The sequence below is a fragment of the Paraburkholderia sp. 35.1 genome (genome assembly GCF_050436525.1).
Classification (GTDB): domain Bacteria; phylum Pseudomonadota; class Gammaproteobacteria; order Burkholderiales; family Burkholderiaceae; genus Paraburkholderia; species Paraburkholderia tuberum.
The window spans coordinates 1,506,309-1,530,877 of record NZ_JBNDMJ010000002.1 but is presented as its reverse complement, the minus strand read 5'-3'; the positions used below and the strand labels follow the sequence as shown (position 1 = coordinate 1,530,877).

Below are 24,569 nucleotides of genomic sequence, written 5' to 3'. Positions count from 1 at the left end.
AATGGCGAGGAATAAAGACAGTCACCGCAAGTCGGGAAAATCCTCTTCCCAATACTCGTCCGGCAGACGCGCGGGCTCGGCTGCGCGCTCCATTTCGCGGCGCCGCAATTCGACGCGGCGGATCTTGCCGGAGATCGTCTTCGGCAGTTCACTGAATTGCAGACGGCGAATCCGCTTGTACGGCGCGAGTTTTTCACGCGAGAACGCGAACACCGCGCGCGCGAGTTCGGGACCGGCTTCGTAGCCGTGACGCACGGTGACGAACGCCTTCGGCACCGCAAGACGCAACGCGTCCGCGCTCGGCACGACGGCCGCCTCGCCGATCGCCTCGTGTTCGATCAGCACGCTTTCGAGTTCGAACGGACTCAGGCGATAGTCGGACGACTTGAACACGTCGTCCGAGCGGCCGACGTACACGTAGTAGCCGTCGTCGCGACGCAGCGCGACATCCGAGGTGCGATAGAGGCCGTTGCGCATCGACTGCGCGGTCGCGTTGGCGTTGTTCGCGTAACCCGTCATCAGGCCGAGCGGCCGTTCGGCAAGCGGCAGCGCGATTTCGCCTTCGCCGACCGGTTGGTCGTCGGCGTCGAGCAGCTCGACCCGGTAGCCCGGCAACGGACGCCCCATCGAGCCGGCCACGACCGGCTGGCCCGGCGAATTGCCGATCTGGCAGGTCGTTTCGGTCTGGCCGTAGCCATCGCGAATCGTAATGCCCCACGCGTGCCTGACGCGCTCGATGACCTCCGGATTCAGCGGCTCGCCGGCGCCGACGATTTCGCGCAGCTTCACCGGATAGTCGCCGAGCGGCTCCTGCACGAGCATGCGCCAGACGGTCGGCGGCGCGCACAGCGTGGTGACGTTGAAGCGCACGAGCGCGGCGAGTGTGTCTTTCGGCACGAAGCGCGGGACGTTGAACACGAACACGCAGGCCTGCGCGTTCCACGGCGCGAAGAAGCAGCTCCACGCGTGCTTGGCCCAGCCCGGCGAGCTGATGTTCCAATGGATGTCGCCGGGTTGCAGGCCGATCCAGTACATCGTCGACAGATGCCCGACCGGATAGCTCTGGTGCGTATGCTCGACCAGCTTCGGCTTCGAGGTGGTGCCGGACGTGAAGTACAGCAACAGCGGATCGCTGGCGTGGGTGACACCGTCCGGCGTGAAATGCGGCGAAGCCTCGTACGCGGCGGCAACATCGATCCAGCCGTCGCGCGGCGCACCGACCGACAGGCGGGTGAGCGGCACGTCGAGCGCATCGAATTTGCCCAGCTCCGCGCTGTCGACCACGACGAACTTCGCGCCGCCGATCTGCACGCGGTCGCGCACGTCCTCGGCGGATAGCTGCGTGGTGGCGGGCAGCACGATCGCGCCGAGCTTCATCGCGGCGAGCATGACGTCCCATAGCTCGACGCGGTTCGGCAGCATCAGCAGCACACGGTCGCCGCGGCCGACGCCCGCGCCGCGCAGAAAGTTCGCCATCCGCGACGAGCGCTCCGACATCTGCGCGTACGACAGACGCAGGCCGTCGCTGGAAGGATCGTCGACGATCCACAGCGCGGGGTTGTCGTTGTCATGCGCGATCGCATCGAAGTAGTCGAGCGCCCAGTTGAACTCGCCGAGCGCGGGCCACGCGAATTCGCGGTACGCGCGCTCGTAGTCGGTGCGATGGCGCACTAGCAGATCGCGCGCTTCGAGAAAGGCTTTCGCTGCTGTCATCGTCGTCTCCTGTCGACCAGAGTTAGCGCTTTAGCGCTTACTTCGGTCTCATGCAACGTAGTTGCGAGTGGCGCGGGGCGCGCTCGGTTTTTTTCGCCGCGGAGATCCAGGCGAGCATCCACGGCCAGGCTATTGTGCGCTCAAACGCCGCCCTCAAACATGGCGCGCGATCACCATCCGCTGCACTTCGCTCGTCCCTTCGTAAATCTGCGTGATCCGTGCATCCCGATAGTGGCGCTCGACCGCATAATCCTCCAGATAGCCGTAGCCGCCATGAATCTGGATCGCGTTCGAACAGATCTCCTCCGCAAGCTCCGACGCGAAAAGCTTCGCCTGCGACGCCTCCGACAGACACGGCCGCCCCGCCGAGCGCAGCCGTGCCGCGTGATGTACGAGCAGGCGCGCGGCATTCAGGCGCGTCGCCATGTCGGCAAGCATATTCGCGATCGTCTGGTGGTCTTTCAGCGGCTTGCCGAACTGTTCGCGCTCGTTCGCGTAGCGGCGCGCGGCGTCGAACGCGGCGCGCGCAATGCCGACTGCCTGCGCGGCGATGCCGATGCGTCCGCCTTCGAGATTCGACAGCGCGATGCGCAGACCCTCGCCCGGCTCGCCGAGCAGATTGGCCTCGGGCACCGCGCACTGATCGAGCGAGATCGGACAGGTGTCGGACGCGCGAATGCCGAGCTTGTGCTCCGGCCGGCCGACGTCGAAACCCGGCGTCGAGGTCGGCACGATGAAGGCGGACAGGCCGCGCTTACCGCGCTCGGGATCGGTGACCGCGAACACGATTGCGAGACCGGCACGCGCGCCGTTGGTCACGAACTGCTTGCTGCCGTTCAGAATCCACTGCCCGTCGCGCCGCTCCGCGCGGGTGCGCAGATTGTTCGCCTCGGAGCCCGCCTGCGGCTCGGTCAGGCAAAACGCGCCGATCGTCCGGCCGATGGCGAGCTCGCGCAGATAGCGGTCTTTCTGCGCGGCGCTGCCGAAGTTCAGGATCGGCGCGCAGCCGACCGAGTTGTGCACGCTCATCAGCGTCGCGCAGGCGGCGCAACCGGCCGCGATCTCTTCCAGCGCGAGCGCATAGGCGACGTAATCGGTGTAGGAGCCGCCCCACTCGGCCGGCACCATCATGCCCAGAAAGCCGAGTTCGCCCAGCTGCGCGACGACCCCCGCCGGCAGTTGCGCGTCGCGATCCCATTGCGCCGCGTGCGGCGCGAGGCATTCGGTCGCGAAGTCGCGCGCGGCGTCGCGGATCATCCGTTGTTCGTCGGTGTAGAAGCTGTCCATGACTGCGTCCTCGTTGGTGCTGACGGCCGTGCTGGCGATCGCGGTGATGCGGGAAGTGTAGGCAAGCGGCCCGCGCCGTTCGATGCTCGCTCCGCTCATTCTTGCTGAGCGCTTTTGCCATACTGCTACCATGCACGTGCATGGAGCCTCGCCATTTCAGGGGGCTTCATGAACCACGACCCAGCCTATGCTGAGCGCTTTTGCCAGAAAAGCCGAATCCCGATGAAAAGCGACAAAGGCACGATCTCCGTCAGTCTCGTCGAGGAAACGCTCGCGCTCGCGACGGCGCGCGGCCTCGACGCGCGAACGCTCGCCGAAGCGGCCGGCATTGCCGCGGCGATGCTCGCGTCGCCGAAAAGCCGGGTATCGTCGGCGCAATACGGCGCGCTGTGGGCCGGCATCGCACGCGCGCTCGACGACGAATTCTTCGGCCAGGACTCGCATCCGATGAAATGCGGCAGCTTCATCGCGATGACGCAGACGGCGCTGGGCGCGCGCAACGGCGCGCAGGCGCTTGCGCGCGCGGTCGGCTTCATGCGGCTCGTGCTCGACGATCTCGGCGCGACGATCGACACCGACGCGCAGCGCGTGCGCCTGAAGTTCGTCGAGCGCGCGGGCACGCGCAAGCCGGCGATGTTCGCTTACGCGACGTATTTCATCCTCGTGTACGGGCTCGTGTGCTGGCTCGTCGGCCGGCGCATTCCGTTGCTCGAAGCGCGCTTTCGCTGCGCCGCGCCGCCGGCCGCGCACGAATACCGGCTGATGTTCTGCGAAGACATGTATTTCGACGAGCCGGAGTCGTCCGTCGATCTCGACCCTGCGTTTCTGGAACTGCCGGTGATCCAGACTTCGCGCTCGGCGCGGCCGTTTCTGCGCGATGCGCCGGGCAGCTTCATCGTCAAGTACCGCAATCCGGGTTCGCTCGCCGCGCGCGTGCGCAAGACGCTGCGCGCGCTGCCGATGTCGGGCTGGCCCGCGGCCGATCAGATGGCCGCGCGCCTGCACGTCGCCGAGGCGACGATGCGGCGGCACCTGAAGCAGGAGGGCCACACGTATCAGTCGATCAAGGACGCGCTGCGGCGCGACATCGCGATCGCCGAACTGCAGCGCACGCAGCGCACCATCGCCGATATCGCCAACGCCGTCGGCTTCGCGGAGCCGAGCGCGTTTCATCGCGCGTTCCGCAAATGGACCGGCATGCGCCCGACCGACTACCGGCCGGCCCGGGCCGCGGGGCTCGATCTCACGCGACGCGCCGAATCGGACTAAGCTTTAAGCGGCAACAGGCCAGCCTTGATCGAGGGTATGGGCCCGCGCCGCCGGTTCGCACCGGCTGGCGCGACGGCCGTCAGCGATGAACACGACTCCGCGTCTCCCGCTCCGGCAGTCCGGTCCGCGCAGGCCGCTTATCCGCGGCGGCATCGTGGGCCGTTTGATGCGCGGCATCGCCGTGCTCGGCGTGCTATGCGCGTTCGGCTTCGCGACGCGCGAAGCGCTGGCGCCGCTGCAAGCGGCCAATGCGGCGAGCGCGGCGAACGTCGCCGCCGCGACCGCCAACAGCGTCGTCGTGATTCCGGTGAATGGCGCGATCGGACCGGCCACCGCCGATTTCATCGTGCGGGGCTTGCAGCGCGCGGCCAGCCAGCGTGCACAGCTCGCGGTCCTGCAACTCGACACGCCCGGCGGCCTCGATACGTCGATGCGGCAGATCATCAAGGCGATCCTCGCCTCGCCGGTGCCGGTCGCGACCTTCGTCGCGCCGAGCGGCGCGCGCGCGGCCAGCGCCGGCACCTACATCGTCTACGCGAGCCATATCGCGGCGATGGCGCCGGGCACCAATCTCGGCGCCGCGACGCCGATCCAGATGGGCATCGGCGGCAACGAGCCGCCCGCCGGCGGCCCGCCGGCAACGCCAGCCACCCCAGGTACGCCGGGGCTGCCGCACATGCGCACGCTGCCTGGCGGCGCGTCCGCGCCTGCGCCTGCGTCACCCGGCGCATCATCCGAAGCCGCGAGCGCTCTGCCACTCGACACCCAATCGACCGAACTGCGCAAGCAGGTTCACGATGCCGCCGCCTACATCCGCGGCCTCGCGCAGATGCGCGGCCGCAACGCCGAGTGGGCCGAGCGCGCGGTCCGCGAAGCGGTGAGCCTGTCCGATGAGGAAGCGCTCGCGCAGCACGTCGTCGATATCGTCGCGCGCGACGTGCCGGACCTGCTGCGCCAGGTGGACGGCCGCACGTACGTCACGAGCGCGGGCAGCGTCACGCTGCACACCGCGCATGCGCCGCTGATCACGCTCGAACCCGACTGGCGCAGCCGCTTTCTCGCCGTGATCACCGATCCGAGCGTCGCGCTGATTCTGCTGATGCTCGGCATGTATGGCCTTTTCTTCGAATTCGCCAATCCGGGCTTCGTGCTGCCCGGCGTAGTCGGCGCGATCAGCCTGCTGCTCGGCCTGTTCGCGATGCAGATGCTGCCCATCAGCTACGTCGGCCTCGGGCTGATCTTTCTCGGCATTGCCTTCCTGATCGGCGAAGCGTTCCTGCCGACCTTCGGCTCGCTCGGCTTCGGCGGCGTAGTCGCGTTCGTGGTCGGCGCAACGATGCTGATGGATACCGGCGTGCCCGGCTATGGCATCCCGCTGCCGCTGATCGCCGCGGTCGTCGTGTTCAGCGTCGCGTTCGTGCTCGGCGTGTCGCGGCTCGCGCTGCGCGCGCGGCGGCGGCCGGTGGTGACGGGCTCGGAGGCGCTGATCGGCTGCCTCGGCGTGGTGCTGGACGGCGGCTTGCTGCCTGAACCCGAACACGCGGCGGGCGGCCCGCTGGCCGGCTGGGCGCGCGTGCACGGCGAGCGCTGGCGCGTCTCGAGCACCACGCCGGCAGCACCGGGTCAGAGCGTGCGCGTGACGGCGCGCAACGGCCTCACACTGACCGTGGTGCCCGTCACGTCGGTCGACGCCTTACAAGGAGAACGCTCATGATCGGCTTCACATTCGGCTTCGGCAGCATCCTGATCCTGCTCGTGGTCGTGCTGATTGCGTCGTCGGTGCGGATTTTTCGCGAGTACGAACGCGGCGTCGTGTTCATGCTCGGCCGCTTCTGGAAGGTCAAGGGGCCCGGGCTCGTATTGATCATTCCGATCGTGCAGCAGGCGGTGCGCATGGATTTGCGCACCATCGTGTTCGACGTGCCGACGCAAGACGTGATCACGCGCGACAACGTATCGGTCAAGGTCAACGCGGTCGTGTATTTCCGCGTCGTCGATCCGGAGAAGGCGGTGATCCAGGTCGCGCGCTACTTCGAGGCGACCAGCCAGCTGGCGCAGACGACGCTGCGCGCGGTGCTCGGCAAGCACGACCTCGACCAGCTGCTGTCGGAGCGCGAGCAGTTGAACACCGACATCCAGAAAGTGCTCGACTCGCAAACCGACGCGTGGGGCATCAAGGTATCGATCGTCGAGATCAAGCACGTCGATATCAATGAAACGATGATCCGCGCGATTGCGCGTCAGGCCGAAGCCGAGCGCGAACGGCGCGCGAAGGTGATTCACGCGGAAGGCGAGTTGCAGGCATCGAAGCAGTTGCTGGAGGCGGCCCAGACGCTCGCGCGGCAACCGCAGGCGATGCAGTTGCGCTATCTGCAGACGCTGGTGACGATCGCCGCCGACAAGAACTCGACGATCGTGTTTCCGCTGCCGATCGACCTCGTGAGTGCGGGGCTGGAACGCTTCAACAAGCCATCGGCGTGATAGGACGATATTTGTCAGGACATCCATTCGGCGCGGATTAGCGTCGACTTTTCGGCATACCCGCCCGCTTGCGCGTTGCTTGCGCTGACGTGGCGAACGAGGCTCGCGGCGGGTTCGATTTGCCGGCAGAAGTGGTGCGTTGCTTGTACCGCCTTACCCGGCGCACCGAAAAACCACCAGGTCCGGCTGTTTTTCCGCTCCGCAGGAGCCCGCCATGAAACTGTCTTCCCGCATTGGACTCGGCGCGCTGTTGGCCGCCGTGGGTATCAGCACCGTCTACGCGCAAGCGGTGACGCAGCCCGCCGACCCGTCGGCGCCGAAAACGCGCGCCCAGGTCCGCGCTGACCTCGCGGAATGGCTCGCCGCCGGCTACGATCCGTTCGACTGGATCGACTATCCGGAGAACGCGCAGCGCGCGAGCCGCATCGTCGCGCAACACCGCGAGCAGCAGCAAGGCAACGCCCGGACGGCCGTGCAGTAAAGCGGTCGCGGCTGGCGTAGTCGCAGCAGCCTGAATGCCGCCCGCCGCGAGCGGCATGGCAAGGCTTGCGTCGCGCCAAGGTATCATCCGGTCCCTCCATCCCCCACGCAGCAAACCAGCCGCACACAGCCGGAACCCGCACCATGCCAATCTGGGTCGATGCCGACGCCTGCCCGGCCGTCGTCAAGGACATGCTGTATCGCGCGGCGCGCCGGACCGGCATGCCGCTGACGCTGGTCGCCAATTCGTTCCTGCGCGTGCCGCCGTCGCCGCTGATCCGCGCGATCCAGGTGCCGGCCGGCTTCGACGCCGCCGATCAATTGATCGTCGAGCGCGTCGTCGCGGGCGACCTCGTGATCACCGCCGACATCCCGCTCGCCGCCGCCGTGCTGGCAAAAAATGCCCACGCGCTCGATCCGCGCGGCAACTGGTACACGCCCGGAACGATCGAAGAACGGCTGCGCATGCGCTCGATGCTCGACCAGTTGCGCTCGAGCGGCGTCGACACGGGCGGACCGGCCGCCTTCAGCGCGCGCGATGGCAAGGCGTTTGCTGGCGAACTCGATCGCTGGCTCGCGCGTCAGGCGCCTCGCGGTGATGCGCAGGCGCCACAGTCGCACGGCAAGCCGCCCGCCTGACGGGCCCGGGCGGCCTGCTGGCGCCGCCACAGGCGCCGGGGCGCTGCCATGCGTGATTACAATTCCGTCGTAACGCCGCCGCGCGGCCTGCCTTGCTGCGCCGCTCTGTCACCGCCTCGATGACAAAAACACTGTCTGAACGACGAAAGAGAGGAAACCCGCCACATGGACTCGATCAAACGCTACTTCGGCTTCGACGCCGTCGACACCACCCTGCGCACCGAAGTGCTAGCCGGCGTGACCACTTTCCTGACGATGGCCTACATCATCTTCGTGAACCCGGCGATTCTCGGCGACGCCGGCATGCCGAAGAGCGCGGTGTTCGTCGCGACCTGCCTCGTGGCCGCGCTCGCGTCGCTGATCATGGGTCTGTACGCGAACTACCCGATCGCGCTTGCGCCCGGCATGGGCCTGAACGCGTACTTCGCATACACGGTCGTCAAGGGCATGGGCTACACGTGGCAGGCCGCGCTCGGCGCGGTGTTCATCTCCGGGTGCCTGTTCCTGATCGTCACACTGTTCCGCGTGCGCGAGGTGATCGTCAAGGGCATCCCGCATTCGATCCGCATCGCGATCACCGGCGGCATCGGTCTCTTTCTCGCGATCATTTCGCTGAAGTCGGCCGGCGTGGTGGTCGGCAATCCGGCCACGCTCGTCACGCTCGGCAATCTGCATGACCCGCACGTCGTGCTCGCGGCGGTCGGCTTCTTCGGCATCGTCACGCTGGATCATATGCGTGTGCGCGGTTCGATCCTGATCGGTATCGTCGGCGTGACGATCCTGAGCTTTTTCTTTGGCGGCAACCAGTTTCACGGCATCGTGTCCGCGCCGCCGTCGATCGCGCCGACGCTGTTCCAGCTCGATATCCGCAGCGCGCTGTCGAGTGGCGTGCTGAACGTGGTGCTGGTGTTCTTCCTCGTCGAGCTGTTCGATGCGACCGGCACGCTGATGGGCGTCGCGAACCGCGCGGGGCTGCTGGTGGAAGGCAAGATGCATCGCCTGAACCGCGCGCTGCTCGCGGACAGCACCGCGATTCTCGCCGGCTCGATGCTCGGTACTTCGTCGACGACGGCGTATATCGAAAGCGCATCGGGCGTGCAGGTCGGCGGCCGTACCGGCATGACCGCGATCACGGTCGCCGTGCTGTTCGTCGCGGCGCTGTTTTTCGCGCCGCTCGCCGAAGTGGTGCCGCCGTATGCGACCGCGCCCGCGCTGCTGTACGTGTCGTGCCTGATGCTGCGCGAACTGGTCGACCTGCCGTGGGACGACGCGACCGAAGTCGTGCCGGCCGCGCTGACCGCGCTGCTGATGCCGTTCACCTACTCGATCGCGAACGGCGTCGCGTTCGGCTTCATCTCGTACGCGGGACTCAAGCTGCTGACGGGCCAGGCGCGCCAGGTGAAGCTGGTCGTGTGGATCATCGCGGCGATTTTCCTGTTCCGGTATTTCTATCTCGGCAGCGAATGAGGAGGTCGCGCGGCCGGGGGGTCGAATGTGTCGTCGGCTTCGGGGACCGTTTATCATCCGATGTTTCGAATGATGATCGACCGGGTCGCGATCGACCGGGTCGCTGCGGCACGGGTCGCCACCCCAGGAGCCTCGATGTCCTCATATAACCGCACGACGGACCGCTACACGAAGCCCGCGATTTTCTTTCACTGGATGATTTTTCTGCTGGTCGCGCTGGCCTATCTGGCCATCGAAATCCGCGGCCCGCGCGGCTCCGACAGCCGCGCGTTCTGGACCGGCGTGCATTTTTGGGCCGGCACGCTGGTGCTCGGGCTGGCCGTGTTGCGGCTGCTGTGGAGATTGTGGGCCGGCGCGCCGGAGGAGCTCGAAAGCAATCGGCTGCTCGCTTTTCTCGGGCGCTCCGCGCACCTCGCGCTCTATGTGTTCATCTTCGCCCAGCCGCTGCTCGGCATGCTGATGGTCAATGCGGGCGGGCGGCCGGTGTCGCTCGCATGGACGGACATCAGCTTCACGCTGGTGCGTGCGGATGCGATCGCGCGGCCGCTGTTGAAGGACGCGCACGAGTGGCTCGGCAACGTGTTCTATTGGGTGATCGGACTGCACGCGCTCGCGGCGATCGCGCACCATGTGGTGTTCAAGGATCGGGCGCTGCGGCGGATCATTTGAAAGTAATGGAGTTGGCTGCGTGCCGCCGATGCATTGCACGCGGTCGCGGCTTGCGCGCAGGCCAGCCAGCGGTAGCGGCACGGGTGAATCCGAACTTCGCGCTTCGGCAGCAGTCGCGCTTGCCGAAGCTTCGGTACCGGTAGCCAGCCGATAATTTCAGATTGGTCAGTTACGCCAGTTCGCCTCGTAAAACCGCACGTAACCGCTTCTGAGCACGAGACACTGCGCGCGCGTTTCCGACAACAGCCGGCGCGTGGCGGCCTCGATGCGCGGCCGGTGCGCGTCGAACGCGACGATCATGTCCTCCAGCCGGGGGGACGCGGCGCCGAAGTGATCTTCGAGCGCTTCCGCAGTGATCATGCACTCCACCCTCTGCCCATCGACCATTGCCGGAAACGCCAAAGTAAGTTCGCGACCTGAATATTCAGGGGCTTCGTTCGGGAATTGGATCTGCATGGGAGTCACCTGGAAGAGTGCGCGCACGATGCGCTCGGGTAATGCACGCGCTGATTGCTTGCTATCGCGTCCGCCGCTCGTTCCTCCTTGTCCCATGCAGCCGGCGCGGGCCGTCGCCTCGACGCGGCATCGTCAGTTCGCGCCACGCGGAGGTGAATTGATTTACTTTAGACGAGTTCGGGCCAGGTGCAAGATTTCCCCGATTTTTTCTTGAAGGCGCGGCTGACGCGCCGATGTTGCGGCGCGCCATAAAGCGGTGTCCGATCCCGTGTAAAGTGTCGCGCACCTAGTCATTGACCTGCACAATGTCCGCCCCCACCCGCCCGCCTGTGGTTCGCGTCGAACCGCTCGGCCAGAGCTTCGAAGCGCCCGATTCGCTGACGATTCTCGAAGCCGCCGCTTTCGCCAATCTGCGTTTGCCGCGTTCGTGCCGCAACGGCACGTGCCGAACATGCTTGTGCCGGATGACGTCCGGGCGTGTGCGCTACTCGATTGACTGGCCCGGCGTGAGCCGCGAGGAAAAGGCGGACGGTTATATCCTGCCGTGCGTGGCGGTCGCGGAAACCGACTTGGTGATCGAAGTGCCGGATGCGGTCGCGATACCGGCACAGTGAGCGGGAGCGTAGGGGCCTGGCGCCCCGCTCGCCGACGCTTTCACGCGCTGTGTCTTAGCGCCCGTTGCCCATTGCGCGGGCGATTTTCTTGTCCGTGTTGTACTGGCTCAGCGAATACACCGACCAGATGGCCGCCGGCACCCAGCCGATCAGCGTGATTTGCAGAATCAGACAGATGATGCCCGCAAACGGACGGCCGATCGTGAAAAACTGCAGCCACGGCAGAATGATGGCAAGCAAAAGACGCATTCGGTTTTCCTGTTCCTGTGATTACGGCAGCATGGGTGAGTCCGCGGGGGACGCATCTGCCTCGTTGCTGAACTCATCGAGCGGCGCAAAACGCGGCACCTCGACGCCTTCCTGCTCTACCAGCTCGAAAAACACCGTCGCTGGACGGGTCCAGATCGTTCCATTGGCCGCCTTGTAGACGATCATCGTGACCGTCGGATCCGACTCGAGCGTGGCCTCGCAGACCAGCTCGTAAATGCCGCCTTTGTAGTGTTGGTAGCGCATGGTGTTTGACCTTATTTTGGGCGTCGTCGAAGCATTTTCAAGCACGGCGCGCCTGAGCTTAGCCGCCCTCTTTCATCTGCTTCAGGATCTTGTAGACGGTCGCGCGGCCCATCGTCAGCACCGCGGCCACGTAATTCGCCGAGCTGCGGCCGCGAAACGCGCCCTGCGCGTGCAGCGCCTCGACGATTTCACGCTTGTGCTCGCGCGTCAGCGCATTGATGCCGATTTGCCGGTCGCGCAGCCACGTGTGCAGATACGTGTTGATGCGGTCCTGCCAGTCGTCGCGGAACAGATCGTCGGCAGGCGCGTCCGTCATCGCGCCGCCCTTGATGAACAGATCGAGCGTCGAGCGCACATCCTCGAACACCGCGATGTTGAAGTTCACGCACAGAATGCCGGCGGGCTTGCCGTCGTCGTCGAACAGGATGTTGCTCACGCAGCGCATGCGGCGGCCGTCCCAGTTCAGCTTCTCGTAGGGGCCGATGGTCTGGCCGCGCGCCGCGAAGTGCGCGTCGTCGAGCACCGACGGCGCGCCCACCTCGAGCCGCGACAGATTGTTCACCAGATACGCGATGGTCTGATCGCGCAGATCGTGAATCACCACCTCGGCGCACGGATAGAGCAGCGCGGCGATGCCGTCGGCGATCGGCGCGTAGCGCTTCAGCAGCAGGTCTTTGACAGGAGACACGTTCGGGTTGCGCATGGAAAAAACGCGAGGTTCGAAGGAGGCGGCGCGCGATAGCGGATGACGACGAAGCCAGATGCCCGCCGTGGACGCCGGCGCGCCCGCTCGGTCCGCAATTCAGGAAGCCGCCATTGTAGCGGCCTCGCGCTGGCGCCGCGACTCGACGCCGGACGGCAATTTTGTCTACCTCGCGAGCGCATTTTTTTCGTGCGATAAACACTGATCCGCCGACACCCGACCGAACGGAACCAACCGATGGCCACACTCGAAGCGCTTCGCGCCGTGCTCGACGACAAGCGCACGCCGGAGATCATTCGCAACCACATCATCGATTCGCTGCAGTACGCGCTGCGCAACCATGGTCAGGTCTTCACGGCCAAGGAAGTCGAATGGTTGACCGGCTGGGACGATGCGCGCCTGCCGCTGGCGGCCGCGCGCGAATTGCGGAAGCGCGTCGCCGAGACGTCGCGCTGACGCACGCGTTCGAATAGGAGCCTCGCGCGCGCCACTCGCGCGATTCGCGAGCCCGTCATCGGTCCCGCATCCGACACGACTTCGCCAACTGCCCGCGAAGCCCCGCCAGTCGGGCGTTCCGGTCGTGCGCTGAAGTTTGCACTATCCAATCAGGCCTATTTCAGGCATCATGTTGCAATTGTTGCACCTCGCACCCATATAGCACTGGCAGCACCAGGCAGTCTCAACCCGGCATCTCCGCACCACCCCCGACTGTTCGACCGCCCTTATCTGCGATCCCGTCACTCCGGCAATGCGCCGCCCGTATTCGCCGTCGCGAGAAGTACACCGAGCGGTTCAGCATCATGCGTCCGGCGCCCGAATTGACGCGCCGCTTCAGCGTTTTTTCGGTCGAATCCGCGTTTTCGCGCGACCGCTCGAGCCATTGTCATTGAGCCCGCCGGGTCCACCAGGCCTGTGCCAACCATTTTTAACGCGGCGCGCCCATCGGTGCTGCGCCGCCGGTCCGCGCCGTGACGCGTCAAAGGAGCGTTGCCGGAAGCGGCGCCCCGCACGCGGCGCGTGGACCGCGCAATACAGGACATGTTTTTCATGAATCCAGCAGTCAAGACCTACAAAGGTTACGAAATTCACCCGCTCGTTTATCCGCGCCGCCCCGCGGGCGCGCCAGCGACCCGCAATCCGGGCGCCGGTTACGACGCTTCGGTGCGCATCTGCCGCGTCGGCGCCAATCCGGCGGCCGACGGCCGGGTATTTCGCCTGCAGTATCTGTTTCCGTTCGACGGCATGGGCAAGGCGCGCATCGCGTGCATGGCGCATGCGGAACGGCTGATCGACGGCCAGGTGAGCGGTCAGTCGGTCACCGATCTTTGAGCGGCGTCATCGGCGCGTCACTCATGTCGCCCAGCGTGCTTTCGGGCGCCGCTGCTTTTCAAACGAATCCACAGTCGCGCCGCTCGCAATGCCTGCGGCCGGTTTCCCCTATTTCCCCTTTATCCCATCGACCAGGAGTTATGCATGGCGAAAGAAGAACTGCTTGAACTTGACGGTATCGTCGACGAAGTGCTTCCGGATAGCCGCTACCGCGTGACGCTCGACAACGGCGTCGTGGTCGGCGCCTATGCGTCCGGGCGCATGCGCAAGAACCATATCCGTATTCTCGCGGGCGATCGCGTGACGCTCGAATTGTCGGTCTACGACCTGACCAAGGGGCGGATCAATTTCCGCCACAAGGACGAGCGTGCGAGTGGCGGCGGTGCGCCACGGCACGCGGCGCGGCGGAGGTAAGCAGGGGTCACGGCGCCGCCCTGCGTACCTGTGATGTTGTGCAGGCGATGCGGGCAGCCCGCCCGAACCCATGCGAAAGCGCGAGGCCCGACAGACTCGCGCCATACCTTCCGACTCCGCGTTCTGCTTGAACGCGCTACGTCAGCCTCGCCGCCCAAGCGCGTGAAATAGACGTCTTCCCTGACATTCGGGGTGCTCTCCAGCGCATGCGCGAACGTCGTACGCCGCAACACGCGCGGCGTCTTGATTGGAATCTGGCGGCACGCCGCTTCGGCGACCACGCACGTCGCAGCGCGTCTCGCTAAACTCCAAACACCGCCCCCAAATCCTCCCCACCCGCGCTTTTGCGCACCTGCTCGACCACCCGCTCCTCCAGCTCCATCTGCGCCCGCTGCTGACCTCGATCAGCCCGTTGATGACGACGATTCGCGGACGCGACCGGCTTGAGCTTCTACGGCGCGTCATTGTCATTGCTGACCAGTCTGCCGGTGGTCGCGACGAACGCGATGCGCCGCTTCGGTGCATCGGGCGTCCGCTGTCCTGCATGCCCCTCGCCGGTGCAGCGCGACCGGCGTGGCCGCGTCACCTCTTTCGCGGACGATTCGCAGCGACGATCGATCGCATTCGCGCGATCGCCCGCCAAAAATATCCTTTACAATCGATGTCCCCGCCATTCGCGCGAATGCGTTCACACACCTCGCCAAGCCCCGTCGCGCGAAGGCTGGCATATCCATTGCTTTACAGATAGTCAGATGTCCCTTCCCCCGACTCCATGCTGCGTGTTCTCCTTGTCACCGACACCGACAAACCGATCGGCGATCTGCGCGACGCGCTCGCCTGTCTCGGCTGCGAAATGCTCTCCGGCACCGCGACGCCGCAGGCGCTGCATCGCGCGGTTCAGGACGAGCGGCCCGACGTCATCATCATCGATACGGAGTCGCCGTCGCGCGATACGCTCGAACAGCTCGCCGTGATGCACGCGACCGCCCCGCGCCCCGTGCTGATGTTCAGCCACGACGCGAACCAGCAACTGATCCGCCAAGCGGTCAACGCGGGCGTCACCGCGTATCTGGTCGAAGGCCTCGCGACCGAGCGGCTCGCGCCGATTCTCGAAGTCGCGCTCGCGCGTTTCGCACAGGAGTCGCAATTGCGCGAGCGGCTCGCGCAGGCCGAAAACGAACTGGCCGAGCGCAAGCTGATCGATCGCGCGAAACGCCTGCTCATGGATCAGCAGAAACTCACCGAACCGGCCGCCTACGCGAGTCTGCGCAAACGCGCGATGAATCAGGGCGTCAAACTCGCCGAGGTGGCGCGCGAGGTCGTCGCGTCGGCCGGCTCGCTCAAATGATGCGCTCATGAATCCAGCCACTTCCGTCACCGCCGCGGCCTTTGCGGAGCCGCCTGAAAAGACCCATCTGCGGCTCGGTTTCGTCGCGTTGTCCGACGCGGCGCCGCTGATCGCGGCGAAGCTGCTCGAGTTCGGCCATGCGCACGGGCTCACGCTCGAACTGTGCCGCCAGCCGTCGTGGGCCGCCGTGCGCGACAAGCTGCTAGCCGGCGATCTCGACGCCGCGCACGCGCTTTACGGGCTCGTGTATGGCGTGCAGCTCGGCCTCGGCGGCCCGCGCACCGACATGGCCGTGCTGATGGTGCTGAACCGCAACGGCCAGGCGATCACGCTCTCGAATCGGCTCGCCGAGGCGCTCGCGAAGCATGGGACATTGCGCGAGGCGCTCGCCACGCTCGGCCGCAAGCCGGTGTTCGCGCACACCTTCCCGACCGGCACGCACGCGATGTGGCTGTACTACTGGCTCGCGGCGCAAGGCGTCGATCCGTTGCGCGACATCGACAGTGTCGCGATTCCGCCGCCGCAAATGGTCGCCGCGCTTGCCGAAGACCGGCTCGACGGTCTGTGCGTCGGCGAGCCGTGGAATGAAATGGCCGAGGCGCATGGTGTCGGCAAAACGATCGCTTATTCGAGCGAGGTGTGGCCCGAGCATCCCGAGAAAGTGCTCGCCTGCCGACGCGATTTCGTCGATGCGCATCCGCGCACGACCCGCGCGCTCGTGCAGACCGTGCTCGAAGCGTGCCGCTGGCTCGACGGCGCCGGGCATCGCGACGAGATCGCCCGCTGGCTCGCGCGGCCCGATTACATCGGTATCGACGAGACGCTGATCGCGGCGCGGCTCGGCGACCACCTCGACACGGCGAACCCGCGCCGCCTGCCGATGCGTTTCTTCGACGACGGCGCGGTCAACTATCCGCATCCATTCGAAGGCGCGTGGTTCCTCACGCAGTTCGAGCGCTGGGGGATCATCGATGCGCACAACGACTACGACGCGGTCGCCGCGCGCATCAACCAGACGCAGTTGTATCGCGAGGCCGCCGCGCGCGTGAACGTGCCGGTGCCCGGCGAGGACGTCACAAGGGAACTGATCGATGGCGCGGTGTGGGGAAGCGGCTCACCATCCGCCGCTTATGCGCGGCGTTTTGCGATCCGCCGCTGAGCGGACCGCACGCGAAATCCCCGAGATCCGCTGCGCCGACTGCCCACGAACCGCCAACGGCGATCAGGTGGACAGTCGGCGTTGCCGAAGCTCAGAAGTTGTACTTGTCGATGTTGCTCGCATCGAACGTGGTCGGCGGCCCGAGAATGATTTCGCCGTGCGCGCCAATCGTGCGCTTGCCGAGCTTGCCGGCGTCGAACGTTTCGCCCTCCTTACCCGTGATCGTGCCCGACGCGAGCGACGCCGCCGCGTATGCGGCCAGATAGCCGAGCTCGCTCGGATCCCACAACTGGAACGCGGTCACGGTGCCGTTCTTCACGAACGCGCGCATCTGGTTCGGCGTGCCGAGGCCCGTCACCGCCACCTTGCCCTTGCTCGACGACGACGAGATATAGCGCGCCGCCGCCGCGATGCCGACCGTCGTCGGCGCGACGATCGCCTTCAGGTTCGGATACGCCTGCAGCAAGCCCTGCGTTTCGACGAAGGACTTCTGATCGTCGTCGTTGCCGTACGCGATCTTGACGAGCTTGATCTTCGAGTACTCCGGTTTCTTCAGTTCCTCCTGCATCCACTTGATCCAGGTGTTCTGGTTCGTCGCGTTCGGCGTCGCCGACAGAATCGCGAATTCGCCCTCGCCGCCCATCAGCTTCGCGACCAGTTGCACCTGGCCGCGGCCGATGCCTTCGGCGTTCGCCTGATTGACGAACAGCTGGCGGCCCTCGGGCGCGGTATCGGAGTCGAACGTGACGACCTTGATGCCCTGACCCATCGCCTTCTTCAGATACGGCACGACCGCGTTCGCATCGTTGGCGGCAATCACGATCGCGTCCTGGCGCTGCGTGATCAGCGTGTTGATGTACGACACCTGCGACGACGCGCCCGCATCCGACGGCCCGACCGCCTTGCCCACGCCGCCGAATTCCTTGATCGCGGCGAGGCCGCCGTCGTCGGCGATCACTTCGTACGGGTTGTTGATCTGCTTCGGCACGAACGCGATCTTCAGCCCGCTTTTCAGTTCCGCGGCGAACGCGCCGCCGCAACTGATCGCGAGCAACGCGGCGCAGAGCGCGGCCATGCCGGTGTGACGTAGAGGTTTGAACATGAAGTGTCTCCTGCGTTGTTGTTGGACAGAGAGGGGAAGCTAGGTTGCGGATGAAGAAGACGTGGCTGCGGACTTCGCGATGAAACGCCGGTCGCGCGCCGCCCGCCAGCGCGCGACGAGGTTCGGAATCAGCACCGACGCGAGCAGCAGCACGCCGGTCACGATGGTCAGCGTTTCGCTCGATACGTCGTCGAGCGTCAGCGCGTTCTTGAGCACGCCGATGATCAGCAGCGACAGCAGCACGCCGACCATCGAGCCGCGTCCGCCGAAAATGCTGACGCCACCGAACAGCACCGCGGCGATCACCGACAGCTCGAAGCCCTCGCCGTTATCGCCGCGCGCGCTCGTGAAGCGCAGCGTATAGACGATGCCCGCGAGCGCGCTGACGAGACCCGACAGCACGAACAGGCGCAAGCGGATCTTCGCGACCTCGATGCCGGAGAACGCGGCGGCGGTCGGATTCGCGCCGATCGCATAGAGACTGCGGCCAAACGCGGTGGCTTGCAGCAGAACCGTGAACAGCACGGCGGCGGCGATCACGATCACGAACGGCAACGGAATGAACGTGGGGCCAAGCGTGTTCATGCCGAACGCCGTATACGCGGCCGGAAAATCCGCGACCGCCCGATCGCCGAGCAGCACATACGCGAGACCGCGAAACAGCGCGAGCGTACCGATCGTGACCGCGAGCGACGGCAGGTTCAGCTTGACGATCACGAGGCCGTTCAGCAGGCCCGCCAGCGCGCCGCCGATCAGCACCACAACGATCACGACCGGCATCGGCAGACCCATGTGCCACAGCACGCCCATCAGCGCGCTTGACGCGCCCAGCACCGACGCGACCGACAGATCGATTTCGGCGGCGACGATGATCAGCGTCATCGGCAGCGCCATTAGCGCGATCTCGGTCAGATCGGCGAATACGTTGCTCAGGTTCGCGCCGGTCAGAAACACCGGCGACAGCCAGCGGCCCAACACCAGCGACACGATCAGCACGATCACCAGCAACACTTCCCATTGCAGCGGCGTTTCGCGCTTGCGCGTGAGCAGCGCGGAATCGGGTTTAGCCATGATCGCGTTTCCTCATCATGCGTTTGGCGACGGAGCGGGCCAGCAGCGTATCGGCGGCGATCGCGGCGACGATCAGCGCGCCCTGGATCGCCTGCTCCCAGAATGGCGACACGTGCAGCACGACGAGCGCGATGCTGATCACGCCGAGCACGAGCGCACCGAGCGTCGCGCCGAGGATCGTGCCGACGCCGCCCGTAATCGCGACGCTGCCGACCACCGCCGCCGCGACGACCTGCAATTCGATGCCCTTCGCGGTGCTGGCATCGACGGTGCCGAAGCGCGCGAGCCACAACGCGCCCGCAAAGCCCGCAATCGCGCCGGACAACAAAAAGCCCGACATCACGCGACGCTCGACGTTCACGCCCGCGAGCCGCGCGGCTTCCGGATTCGAGCCGATCGCATAGTGCTCGCGACCGCCGCGAAACTGCTTCAGATACACCGACAGGCCGGCGAGTACGACGATCGCGATCAGCGCGAGCGTCGGGATGCCGAGCAGCGTGCCGGTCGCGAGCCGCGAGTACGCGTCGGGCAGACTGGTCGCGTTGATCTGGCCGCCGTGCACCCATGCGTAATCGGCGCCGCGAAAGATGTACAGCGTCGACAGCGTCGCCACGAGCGAAGGCACGCGCCCCACCGCGACGAGCAGCGCATTGATGCCGCCCGCGACAAGCCCGATCGCGAGCCCCGCGGCCAGCGCGACGAGCACCGGCATATGCGGGAACGCAACGTACAGGCTGCCCACCGCGTACGCGCTGATACCCACCGTCGAGCCGACCGACAGATCGATATGCCGCATCAGGATCACGACGGTCATGCCGGCCGTCAGCAGACCGATGATCGACACGTTCAGCAGCACGTCGCGCAGGTTCTGCAGATTCAGGAACTGCGGCTTCGCAAGCCCGGTCCCCGCGATCAGCAGGATCAGCACGACGAACAACGTGGTTTCGCGGCTCTTCGCGACGCTCGCGACGAGGCCGCCCGATGAAGCGGCGGAACGCTTCGGCAGCGACCGCCGCACCGGCGCGGGATGGGTGGAATGGCGCATCATGCTGCACGTCCCAATGGTGAAAGTCCCTGACCGAGCGCGGCGCCCATGATGCGCTCCTCGTTCGCGTCGGCGCGCGCGAGCTCCGCGCTGATGCGGCCTTCGTGCATCACGAGCACGCGATCGGCCATACCGAGCACCTCGGGCAGCTCGCTCGAAATCATCAGCACGGCCATGCCATCGCGCACGAGTTCGGCGAGCGCGCCATACACCTCGGCTTTCGCGCCAACGTCGATGCCGCGCGTCGGTTCGTCGATGATCAGCACTTTCGGGCCGGTCGCGAGCCACTTGCCGAGCACGACCTTCTGCTGGTTGCCGCCCGACAGCGTACCGACCGGCGCCTCCGGGTCGCTCGCCTTCAGGCGCAGACGCGTGCCCCACTTGTTGGCGAGCTGCGTTTCGCTGCGCGTCGAAATGAGCCCATGCCGAACGAGCCGTCCGAGCACCGTCATCGACGCATTGCGCGCGATGCTCAGTTCGAGCGCGAGCCCTTGCTGGCGGCGATCCTCCGGCACCAGCGCGAGCCCGGCGCGCACCGCGGCCGCGGGCTTGCCGGTGTCGAGCCGCTTGCCGGTCAGCCACACTTCGCCCGAATCGAGCGGATCGATACCGAAGATCGCCCGTGCGACCTCGCTGCGTCCCGCGCCGACGAGGCCCGCGAGCGCGACGATCTCGCCGGCGCGCACGTCGAACGAGACATCCTTGAACACGCCGATGCGCGTCAGGCCGCGCACCGACAGACGCACGTCGCCCGGTGTGCAATCGGCCTTCGGATAGAACGTTTGCAGATCGCGGCCGACCATCTTGGCGACGATCGCGTCGGTGCTCAGATCGGCGGTCAGCGCGTCGAAGACTGTCGCGCCGTCGCGCATGATCGTCACGCGCTGCGTCAGCGCGAATACTTCGTCGAGCCGGTGCGTGATGAACAGAATCGCGACGTCGCGTTCGCGCAGCTTGCGCACGATCGCGAATAGCCGCTCGACTTCGGGCAGCGACAATGCGGCCGTCGGTTCATCCATGATCAGCACGCTCGCGTTCAGCGACAACGCCTTCGCGATTTCGATCACCTGCTGATCCGCGATCGACAGACCACGCACCAGTTGATCCGCGCGCAACTCGACGCCGAGCGACGCGAGCAGTCCGTCCACTTCGCGATGCATCGCGTCGTACTGGATGCGGCCGAAGCGGTCGACCGGCTGCCGGCCCATGAAGATGTTCTCCGCGATCGACAGATCGAAGAACAGCGTCGGCTCCTGATAGATGACCGCGAGCCCGGCGTCGCGCGCTTCGGCCGGCGTCGCGAAGCGACGTGGCTCGCCCTTCACCAGAAGCTCGCCGGCGTCGGGCTGATGCACCCCGGCGAGAATTTTCACGAGCGTCGATTTGCCCGCGCCGTTCTCGCCGAGCAGCGCATGCACCTCGCCGGGCCACAGCACGAGGTCGCCGTCGGACAGCGCGCGCACCCGGCCGAAGGATTTGCTCGCGTGCCGCAATTCGAGTCGCGGCACCGTGGAAGGGGATGGCTGCACTGCGTGTCTCCTTTTTTGCGGCTGTCTTCTCTTCGACGCGCCGCGCGTCAAATCCGGTAGTACCGTTGCGCGTTGCGCCGAAACAGCGCGTCCTTCTCAGCCTCGCTCGCATCGCCAACGATCGCCGCATACGCGCGCCACAAATCCGTATACGAACCAAATAGCCGGTCGACGGGAAAATTCGACGCGAACATCGCGCGTTCGACGCCGAACGTATCGATCGTTTCGAGCACATAAGGCCGCAGGCTTTCGACGGTCCAGTGATGATCGAACATCGCCAGCCCGCTGATCTTCACCGCGACGTTCGGACACGCCGCGAGCAGGCGCATGCCTTCGCGCCACGCGCGGTAACCGGCCACGCTATTGCGATCGACGAACATGCCCGCATGATTGACGACCAGAAGCGTGTCCGCATGCGCACGCGCCAAGGCGGCCGCCTCCTCCATTTGCGACGGATACAGTTGCAGATCGAACGACAGGTCGTAACGGCGCAGCAACGCGAAATGCTCGCGCCACCGCGGCTCGCGCATGTAATGACGGCCGACGTAATCGAACAGTTTGTTGTCGTGCACGTTGAGAATCTGCCGGATGCCGCGCGTATTCGCGAACGACGCATGCGCTTCGAGCAACTCGGGCGCATTTTGCGCGGACAGGTCCACGGCGGCGACGATCGCATTCGGCATGCCGCGCGAGGCGTCGCGATCCGCGATCGACTGCAACCAGCGCGTTTCCTCGACGGGATCGGCCGGATCGTGATTCGCTTCGACGTGCACGAGCTTCAGCACGTCGATGTCGCCCGCTTCACCGAGCAGATCGTCGAGCAGATAGTCGTGCTTCAGATCGCGCGCATCGCCGACGAACGACACGCCCGGGTTCTCCAGCCACGGATAGCGATGCGTCTTCAGATCCCACAGATGGATATGCGAATCGACAACCTGCATGCGGCACCTTCGTCCGGTGAAAAGCGTTTCGAGGTTCGTGCGTCGTTGCGGGGTTCAGCTGGGTTCAGCGCGACTCAATGACTGAGACGAAAGACCGGTTCGAGCGCCTGCGACAGCGGCGTGTGATCGGGCGCGGTCTGCATGATGTCGGCCATGTAATCCCACCATTTGCGCATCACGTCGAGTTGCGGCAACTGGTCCATCGTGTGACCGCTGGTGCGCGAGAGCACCGCGAAAAGATGATGCGTGTCGGGGTCGAAGAAAATCCGGTAGTCGCGCACGCCGGCGTTGTGCAGCGCGTCAACGAGCTCGGGCCAGATCTGCGTATGACGCCGTTCGTATTCTTCGCGCATGCCGGGGTTCAGCACCATCCGAAAAGCGATTGTCTCCATGGCGGCCTGTCTCCTGTCGACCTCTTCGGACGACTATAATTCCTGCATCGATAGCCTCTCAATCCGTTGTTGGGATTGGTCGATCCACAAACCGAATCGCACGGGCACTCCTACTGGCACCATGAGCCAACATTCAGCCGCCGTCGCACTCGTCAATCGTCTCAAGTTCAAGCATCTCGCCCTGCTCGTCGCACTCGACGACACCCGCAACCTGCATCAGGCCGCCGAGACCGTCAACGTCGCGCAACCGAGCGCAAGCCGCATGCTCGGCGACATCGAGGAAGCGTTCGGCTTCCTGCTGTTCGAGCGCAACGCGCGCGGCATGACGCCGACGCCGCTCGGCGTCGTCACGCTCGCATACGCGCGCCGTGCGCTCGCCGAGCTCACACGCTTCGCCGAAGACCTCGATGTCAAACGCCGCGGCGGTCACGGCCAGTTGACCGTCGGCGCGATCATGGGCGCCGCGCCCGATCTGCTGGCGATGTCGGTCGCCGCGCTGAAGACCGAAAGCCCGCTGCTCAGCGTGCGCATCCTCGGTGAAACAAGCGATCAGGTCGTGCAATTGCTGCATCGGCGCGAGGTCGATCTCGCGCTGGGGCGCCTGACCAACCCTCTGCAGCACAACGACTTCAGCTTCGAGCCGCTCGCGCGCGAAACGCTGCTGCTCGTCGTGCGCGCCGTGCATCCGCTCGCGCGGCGCACGCGCATCACGTTGCGCGAACTGGTCGCATGGCCGTGGGTTGCGCAACCCATCACGAGTCCGGCGCGCGTGCTGTTCGAGGAAGAACTCGCGCGTGCCGGGCTCGCCACGCCAGTCAATCTGACCGAATGCGCGTCGATCTTCGCGACGCTGCAATTGCTCGAGAATTACGATGCGGTCGCGATGCTGCCGGAGTCGGTCGTGCGCGATCATGTGCGCGGCGGGCTGCTGGTCGCGCTGCCACTCGAAATCGGCAAGAGTCTCGCCGGTTTCGGCATTCTCACGCGCAAGGAAGAGCAGCTCGCCGAGCCGGCGCTGCGCTTCATCGAACTGCTGCGCGGCTTCTCGCGCGACCTCGCGCGCGACGATCCGGCCGCCGCACCCGGCACGCCGACTACGCCCGTCACGGTCAATTGACGCCCGCATCGCGCGTCGCTTATTGCAGGTTCACGAACAGGCCGCCGTCGACGAGCAGCGCGGCGCCCGTCACATAGCGCGCGCGGTCCGAGGCGAGAAACACGACGCAATCGGCGACGTCGTCGGGACGCCCGAGGCGGCCGAGCGGAATGCGCTTTTCGAAGTAGGCCTTCTTCGCTTCGTCGGCGAGATCTTCGGCGTTCAGATCGGTCGCGATCGTGCCCGGCATGACAGAGTTGCAGCGGATGCCGAACGGCCCCAACGCAATCGCGCACGACTGCATCAGCGAATGCACGCCGGCCTTGGTCGGCGTGTAATGCGTTTGCATGCCGCCGCCCACCAACGCGCTGATCGAACTCGTCGCGACGATCGCGCCGCCGGTGCCCTGCTGTTTCATCTGCTGCGCGGCAGCCTGCGTGACGAAGAACGCGCCGTTCAGATTGACCGCGACCGTCGATTCGAGCACGTCCGCCGGCATGTCGAGAAACGCGTGAAACGGGCAGATGCCGGCATTGCTCGCGAGCACGTCGAGCTTGCCGAACGCGTCGAGCGTCCGTCGCACCAGCTCCTGGCCGGTGTCGCGCGCCGCGACGTTGCCTTCCACCGCGATCACGCGCCGCCCCAACGCCTCGATTTCGCCGACGACTTCCTCGACCGCCGAGCGCCGGCCATACGATGCGTCGTTGTCGCCCCAGTAGTTGATCGCCACGTCCGCGCCTTCGCGCGCGCAGGCCACCGCGATCGCGCGTCCGATGCCGCGCGAGCCGCCGGTGACGATCACGACTTTGTCCTTGAGCAGCACCCTAATCTCCTTTGCGGCGATCCGCCGTT

At 65.9% G+C, this 24,569-nt stretch carries 28 protein-coding genes; 14 read left to right on the top strand and 14 right to left on the bottom strand.

Features of this window, described 5'->3' with window-relative positions; translation table 11 throughout:
• Positions 1 to 21: 21 nt before the first annotated feature.
• Together OKW27_RS13035 and OKW27_RS13030 are read right to left on the bottom strand one after the other, a co-directional pair.
• Positions 22 to 1,713: an AMP-binding protein gene (locus tag OKW27_RS13035; RefSeq protein ID WP_429333698.1), complete on the bottom strand. Its 1,692-nt coding sequence runs from the start codon at positions 1,711 to 1,713 to the stop codon at positions 22 to 24.
• 153 nt (positions 1,714 to 1,866) lie between these two features.
• Positions 1,867 to 3,000, bottom strand: a complete 1,134-nt coding sequence (locus OKW27_RS13030) for an acyl-CoA dehydrogenase family protein (RefSeq protein ID WP_429334592.1) — start codon at positions 2,998 to 3,000, stop codon at positions 1,867 to 1,869.
• A gap of 222 nt (positions 3,001 to 3,222) precedes the next feature.
• On the opposite strand from OKW27_RS13030, the gene OKW27_RS13025 reads away from it, so the two are divergent.
• The 7 genes from OKW27_RS13025 (at position 3,223) to OKW27_RS12995 (ending at position 10,005) form a co-directional block, all read left to right on the top strand.
• Positions 3,223 to 4,269: an AraC family transcriptional regulator ligand-binding domain-containing protein gene (locus tag OKW27_RS13025; RefSeq protein ID WP_429333697.1), complete on the top strand. Its 1,047-nt coding sequence runs from the start codon at positions 3,223 to 3,225 to the stop codon at positions 4,267 to 4,269.
• Positions 4,270 to 4,354: 85 nt separating this feature from the next.
• Complete coding sequence (locus OKW27_RS13020) at positions 4,355 to 5,983, top strand: NfeD family protein (RefSeq protein ID WP_429333696.1); 1,629 nt, start codon at positions 4,355 to 4,357, stop codon at positions 5,981 to 5,983.
• Positions 5,980 to 6,750, top strand: a complete 771-nt coding sequence (locus tag OKW27_RS13015) for a slipin family protein (RefSeq protein ID WP_090806531.1) — start codon at positions 5,980 to 5,982, stop codon at positions 6,748 to 6,750. The genes OKW27_RS13020 and OKW27_RS13015 overlap by 4 nt, the downstream gene beginning before the upstream one ends.
• 214 nt (positions 6,751 to 6,964) lie before the next feature.
• Positions 6,965 to 7,231: a DUF4148 domain-containing protein gene (locus tag OKW27_RS13010; protein WP_090806533.1), complete on the top strand. Its 267-nt coding sequence runs from the start codon at positions 6,965 to 6,967 to the stop codon at positions 7,229 to 7,231.
• A gap of 143 nt (positions 7,232 to 7,374) precedes the next feature.
• Positions 7,375 to 7,869, top strand: a complete 495-nt coding sequence (locus tag OKW27_RS13005) for a YaiI/YqxD family protein (RefSeq protein WP_090806534.1) — start codon at positions 7,375 to 7,377, stop codon at positions 7,867 to 7,869.
• 165 nt (positions 7,870 to 8,034) lie between these two features.
• The gene (locus tag OKW27_RS13000) at positions 8,035 to 9,336 is read left to right on the top strand and encodes an NCS2 family permease (protein ID WP_429333695.1); all 1,302 of its coding nucleotides are present in this window, start codon (positions 8,035 to 8,037) and stop codon (positions 9,334 to 9,336) included.
• A gap of 135 nt (positions 9,337 to 9,471) precedes the next feature.
• Positions 9,472 to 10,005 carry a cytochrome b gene (locus OKW27_RS12995; RefSeq protein ID WP_090810140.1) on the top strand — a complete coding sequence of 178 codons (534 nt, stop codon included), beginning with the start codon at positions 9,472 to 9,474 and terminating at the stop codon, positions 10,003 to 10,005.
• Between the two features lie 165 nt (positions 10,006 to 10,170).
• Here the strand turns inward: OKW27_RS12995 and OKW27_RS12990 are convergent, their stop codons facing one another.
• Positions 10,171 to 10,461: a DUF1488 domain-containing protein gene (locus OKW27_RS12990; RefSeq protein WP_026226687.1), complete on the bottom strand. Its 291-nt coding sequence runs from the start codon at positions 10,459 to 10,461 to the stop codon at positions 10,171 to 10,173.
• A 305-nt stretch (positions 10,462 to 10,766) separates the two neighbouring features.
• Here OKW27_RS12990 and OKW27_RS12985 point away from each other — a divergent pair, with 305 nt between their 5' ends.
• Positions 10,767 to 11,075 (top strand): 2Fe-2S iron-sulfur cluster-binding protein, encoded by a 309-nt coding sequence (locus OKW27_RS12985; protein ID WP_429333694.1) that lies wholly within the window; start codon positions 10,767 to 10,769, stop codon positions 11,073 to 11,075.
• 54 nt (positions 11,076 to 11,129) lie between these two features.
• Here the strand turns inward: OKW27_RS12985 and OKW27_RS12980 are convergent, their stop codons facing one another.
• From OKW27_RS12980 to OKW27_RS12970, 3 genes are read right to left on the bottom strand one after another with little or no spacing between them, the layout of a single operon-like run.
• Complete coding sequence (locus OKW27_RS12980) at positions 11,130 to 11,324, bottom strand: YqaE/Pmp3 family membrane protein (RefSeq protein WP_090806541.1); 195 nt, start codon at positions 11,322 to 11,324, stop codon at positions 11,130 to 11,132.
• A gap of 21 nt (positions 11,325 to 11,345) precedes the next feature.
• The gene (locus tag OKW27_RS12975; RefSeq protein WP_429333693.1) at positions 11,346 to 11,588 is read right to left on the bottom strand and encodes a DUF1653 domain-containing protein; all 243 of its coding nucleotides are present in this window, start codon (positions 11,586 to 11,588) and stop codon (positions 11,346 to 11,348) included.
• 58 nt (positions 11,589 to 11,646) lie between these two features.
• Positions 11,647 to 12,291, bottom strand: a complete 645-nt coding sequence (locus OKW27_RS12970) for a helix-turn-helix transcriptional regulator (RefSeq protein WP_018425410.1) — start codon at positions 12,289 to 12,291, stop codon at positions 11,647 to 11,649.
• A gap of 237 nt (positions 12,292 to 12,528) precedes the next feature.
• Between OKW27_RS12970 and OKW27_RS12965 the strand changes: the two genes are divergently transcribed.
• Positions 12,529 to 12,747 carry a hypothetical protein gene (locus OKW27_RS12965; RefSeq protein ID WP_090806545.1) on the top strand — a complete coding sequence of 73 codons (219 nt, stop codon included), beginning with the start codon at positions 12,529 to 12,531 and terminating at the stop codon, positions 12,745 to 12,747.
• A 281-nt stretch (positions 12,748 to 13,028) separates the two neighbouring features.
• Here OKW27_RS12965 and OKW27_RS12960 read toward each other — a convergent pair whose 3' ends face one another.
• On the bottom strand, positions 13,029 to 13,340 hold the full coding sequence (locus OKW27_RS12960; protein WP_429333692.1) for a hypothetical protein: 312 nt from the start codon (positions 13,338 to 13,340) through the stop codon (positions 13,029 to 13,031).
• Between OKW27_RS12960 and OKW27_RS12955 the strand changes: the two genes are divergently transcribed.
• The 4 genes from OKW27_RS12955 (at position 13,339) to OKW27_RS12940 (ending at position 16,541) form a co-directional block, all read left to right on the top strand.
• A complete protein-coding gene (locus OKW27_RS12955) occupies positions 13,339 to 13,620 on the top strand; it encodes a hypothetical protein (protein ID WP_184054546.1) in 282 nt (93 codons plus the stop codon). The genes OKW27_RS12960 and OKW27_RS12955 overlap by 2 nt on opposite strands.
• Positions 13,621 to 13,764: 144 nt before the next feature.
• Positions 13,765 to 14,034, top strand: a complete 270-nt coding sequence (gene infA, locus OKW27_RS12950) for a translation initiation factor IF-1 (protein WP_090806547.1) — start codon at positions 13,765 to 13,767, stop codon at positions 14,032 to 14,034.
• A gap of 772 nt (positions 14,035 to 14,806) precedes the next feature.
• Positions 14,807 to 15,382 carry an ANTAR domain-containing response regulator gene (locus tag OKW27_RS12945; RefSeq protein WP_090806551.1) on the top strand — a complete coding sequence of 192 codons (576 nt, stop codon included), beginning with the start codon at positions 14,807 to 14,809 and terminating at the stop codon, positions 15,380 to 15,382.
• A gap of 7 nt (positions 15,383 to 15,389) precedes the next feature.
• Positions 15,390 to 16,541, top strand: coding sequence for a CmpA/NrtA family ABC transporter substrate-binding protein (locus OKW27_RS12940; protein WP_429333691.1), 1,152 nt, complete (start codon positions 15,390 to 15,392; stop codon positions 16,539 to 16,541).
• Positions 16,542 to 16,632: 91 nt separating this feature from the next.
• On the opposite strand, the gene rhaS is transcribed toward OKW27_RS12940, so the two are convergent.
• From rhaS to rhaM, 6 genes are all read right to left on the bottom strand, one after another.
• Positions 16,633 to 17,643: a rhamnose ABC transporter substrate-binding protein gene (gene rhaS, locus OKW27_RS12935; protein WP_429333690.1), complete on the bottom strand. Its 1,011-nt coding sequence runs from the start codon at positions 17,641 to 17,643 to the stop codon at positions 16,633 to 16,635.
• A 39-nt stretch (positions 17,644 to 17,682) separates the two neighbouring features.
• Complete coding sequence (locus OKW27_RS12930; protein ID WP_090806558.1) at positions 17,683 to 18,714, bottom strand: ABC transporter permease; 1,032 nt, start codon at positions 18,712 to 18,714, stop codon at positions 17,683 to 17,685.
• The gene (locus OKW27_RS12925) at positions 18,707 to 19,762 is read right to left on the bottom strand and encodes an ABC transporter permease (protein ID WP_429333689.1); all 1,056 of its coding nucleotides are present in this window, start codon (positions 19,760 to 19,762) and stop codon (positions 18,707 to 18,709) included. Before OKW27_RS12925 ends, OKW27_RS12930 begins: the two co-directional genes overlap by 8 nt.
• Entirely contained in the window at positions 19,759 to 21,288 is a 1,530-nt protein-coding gene (locus OKW27_RS12920; protein WP_429333688.1) for a sugar ABC transporter ATP-binding protein, read from the bottom strand. Before OKW27_RS12920 ends, OKW27_RS12925 begins: the two co-directional genes overlap by 4 nt.
• Positions 21,289 to 21,335: 47 nt before the next feature.
• Positions 21,336 to 22,229 carry an amidohydrolase family protein gene (locus OKW27_RS12915; RefSeq protein ID WP_429333687.1) on the bottom strand — a complete coding sequence of 298 codons (894 nt, stop codon included), beginning with the start codon at positions 22,227 to 22,229 and terminating at the stop codon, positions 21,336 to 21,338.
• 74 nt (positions 22,230 to 22,303) lie between these two features.
• Positions 22,304 to 22,621 (bottom strand): L-rhamnose mutarotase, encoded by a 318-nt coding sequence (rhaM, locus tag OKW27_RS12910; protein WP_429333686.1) that lies wholly within the window; start codon positions 22,619 to 22,621, stop codon positions 22,304 to 22,306.
• 121 nt (positions 22,622 to 22,742) lie between these two features.
• Here rhaM and OKW27_RS12905 point away from each other — a divergent pair, with 121 nt between their 5' ends.
• Positions 22,743 to 23,738, top strand: coding sequence for a LysR family transcriptional regulator (locus OKW27_RS12905; protein WP_429333685.1), 996 nt, complete (start codon positions 22,743 to 22,745; stop codon positions 23,736 to 23,738).
• Between the two features lie 19 nt (positions 23,739 to 23,757).
• On the opposite strand, the gene OKW27_RS12900 is transcribed toward OKW27_RS12905, so the two are convergent.
• Positions 23,758 to 24,540, bottom strand: coding sequence for an SDR family NAD(P)-dependent oxidoreductase (locus OKW27_RS12900; protein ID WP_187610757.1), 783 nt, complete (start codon positions 24,538 to 24,540; stop codon positions 23,758 to 23,760).
• Between the last annotated feature and the right edge of the window lie 29 nt (positions 24,541 to 24,569).